This window comes from Candidatus Frackibacter sp. WG13 (genome assembly GCF_900114655.1).
Classification (GTDB): Bacteria; Bacillota; Halanaerobiia; order Halobacteroidales; family Acetohalobiaceae; genus Frackibacter.
Window position 1 is genome coordinate 1 of record NZ_FOTT01000042.1, and the last position, 2,856, is coordinate 2,856.

Below are 2,856 nucleotides of genomic sequence, written 5' to 3' on the forward strand. Positions count from 1 at the left end.
CAGGATATTTAATTATATATTGTTGAAACTTGATTTTTAGTATTTAAATCTTAGTTTAATCAGATAATATTTGGTGTTTTTGTGTTACAATCATAGTATAATTTTATAATTTTCAACAAAAATTTTTAAAAAATAGCTAGAACTGTTTTCTGGTATCAGATAGGGTATCATATTATTATAAAATTATTAATTCATTTAAGTTAAAATTATATTCTTTAAAAATTGTGAAAATATTGACAAAAAGTTCAATACTTAGTATAATAATTGTGGACAAAAGACTAGAATCACAATATTAAAGGAGGAATTTAAATTTATGTCTAAGATGATGAAAGCATTTGTAATGAAAGAAATTGGTGAAGTTGGTTTTATGGAAAAAGAGATACCCGAACCAGGACCGAATGAAGCTTTAGTTAAAACAACTGCTGCTTTAGTTTGCACCTCGGATGTACATACTGCATCAGGTGCTCTTGGTGAGCGGAATAATTTAACTTTAGGTCATGAAGCTGTGGGGGAAGTTGCAAAGCTTGGTGAAACTGTAGAAGGCTTTGAAAAAGGAGAAAGAGTTGTTGTTAATGCGATTACTCCTTGTTTTCAATGTGATAATTGTCAGCGAGGTTATCCTTCCCAATGTGAAGAAATGTTAGGTGGTTGGAAATATGCTAATGTAATGGATGGTATTTTTGCTGAGTACTTTATTGTTAAAGATGCTAAAGCTAATTTAGTCAAAATTCCTGAAGAAGTTCCTAATGAAAAAGCACTGTATGCAACTGATATGATGTCTACAGGATTTATGGGAGCTGAAAATGCTGATATTCCTATTGGTGGTTCAGTTGCTATTTTTGGGCAGGGAGGCGTTGGATTAATGGCCACTGTTGGTGCCAAGTTATTAGGAGCAGGTTTGATTATTGCTGTAGAAACTGTTCCAGAGCGTAAAGAATTAGCTAAGAAGTTTGGGGCTGATATAGTAATTGATTTCAACGAAGTAGATGCAGTAGAGAAAATTAAGGAGCTTACAGATGGTGAGGGTGTCGATTCTGCTATTGAAGCTTTAGGTGCACAGATAACATTTGAAAATAGCATTAAGGCTACTCGTCCAGGTGGAACTATCTCTAATGTTGGTTACCATGGAGAAGGAGAATATTTAAAAATACCTCGTTTAGAGTGGGGAGTTGGAATGAGTGACAAGACAATCAAAACTGCTTTATGTCCAGGTGGTTCAGAGCGAATGAAACGTTTATTACGGCTTTTGGAAAATGATCGTCTTGATCCCACAATATTAACTACTCATGAGTTTACTTTTGATGAGGTAGATCAGGCTTTTGAATTGATGAAAACTAAAGAAGATAATGTAATCAAGCCATTAATTAAATTTAAATAGAATATAGTTATTTTCAAATAGGGCACTGATCATCAGTGCCCTATTTAAATAAAAATTATGCTTGAGAATTATTTACAGCGGCTTCTTCAAATGTGGCCATTTTTTTCATTAAACTAACAGAAGTATCTAAAAAAGGCATAGCCAGTACTGCTCCTGTACCCTCACCTAAACGCATATCCAGGTCAAGAAAAGGACTAAGTTCTAATTGTTCATAAACTTTTTTGTGGCCCGGCTCAACTGAATTATGAGACGGAATTAGATAAGCAACTATTTCGGGTTTTAGTTTTTGAGCAATTAAAGCTGAAGCACCTGAGATTAAGCCATCCATAATCACAGGTACTTTGTTGGCTGCTGCTCCAAGTATAACTCCAGCCATACCTGCTATTTCTAAACCTCCAACTGCTGATAGAATATCAACTGCATCTTTTGGATCGGGATTATTTACTTCTAAAGCAGTTTTAATTATTTCCATTTTATGTTCAACACCAGCTGGATCCAAACCAGTACCAAAACCTACTATATCTTTTAATGGTGCTTTAGTTATAGCTGCTATTATAGCAGAACTTGCAGTAGTATTACCAATTCCCATTTCACCAATTCCAATTACTTTAGAACCTGATTTTATGTATTTTTCTGCAATATCAATTCCTGCCTCTAGTGATTGCACTGCTTCCTCTCTGGTCATTGCTCTTCCTTTTATCATATTATCAGTACCATTTTTTACTTTTTTAATAATTAAATCTTTTTTATCAAGATTATCTACCATTCCCATGTCAACAATCTGTATTTCTGTTCCAATTTCAGCTGCTAAAACATTAATTGCAGCTCCATTATTTAAAAAATTATCTACCATTTGTGTTGTTACTTCCTGTGGGAAAGCACTGACTCCTTCTGCTACTACTCCATGATCTCCAGCCATTACAATATGAGTTTTCTTTTCAAAATTAGGATAAAGTTCTGAACTAATACCAGCTAATTTAACAGCCATTTTTTCAAGTTTTCCTAGACTACCTTTTGGTTTTGTTAATTGGTCCAATCTGTTTTCTGCTTCTTTCATTTTTTTGATATCAACTTTTTCAATTTTGTTTAAAGTTTTTTCTAGTTTTTTCATTTTAATTCCTCCATTTTGATTATTTTAAAATAAAAAAAAGCCCACGACCTCCAAAAGAGATCGTGAACTTTTCCATCATTCACAAATTATTTAATTAAATAGGCAGGTCTCCTGACTTACAGCAAATACTTTTTTCCTTCCCTGTTTAAACAGGTGGAATCTAAAAAGTTTTTAAGCTGATTACAGTGATGGGATCGCTTAAGATTCTAACTTAATTCCCTATTCTCCTTATTAAGGCACCTAAATAATTAATATTTTTTTTAATTATATAGTATGATTCCAACACAAAAAGCATATAATATTTTCCAATTCATTAAAATATAAATACTAAACTAAGTCTTTTAAATACAATAATAAAAGCATTTAA

The 2,856-nt window shown here is 32.5% G+C and carries 2 protein-coding genes and 1 riboswitch; of the genes, one reads left to right on the forward strand and one right to left on the reverse strand.

Annotated elements, in window-relative coordinates; all coding sequences use genetic code 11:
• Nucleotides 1–325: 325 nt before the first annotated feature.
• The gene (locus BM077_RS13480) at nucleotides 326–1,378 is read left to right on the forward strand and encodes an NAD(P)-dependent alcohol dehydrogenase (protein ID WP_089751202.1); all 1,053 of its coding nucleotides are present in this window, start codon (nucleotides 326–328) and stop codon (nucleotides 1,376–1,378) included.
• A 55-nt stretch (nucleotides 1,379–1,433) separates the two neighbouring features.
• Here the strand turns inward: BM077_RS13480 and cobT are convergent, their stop codons facing one another.
• Nucleotides 1,434–2,489 (reverse strand): nicotinate-nucleotide--dimethylbenzimidazole phosphoribosyltransferase, encoded by a 1,056-nt coding sequence (gene cobT, locus BM077_RS13485; RefSeq protein ID WP_089751201.1) that lies wholly within the window; start codon nucleotides 2,487–2,489, stop codon nucleotides 1,434–1,436.
• 84 nt (nucleotides 2,490–2,573) lie between these two features.
• Nucleotides 2,574–2,748: riboswitch (cobalamin riboswitch) on the reverse strand.
• Between the last annotated feature and the right edge of the window lie 108 nt (nucleotides 2,749–2,856).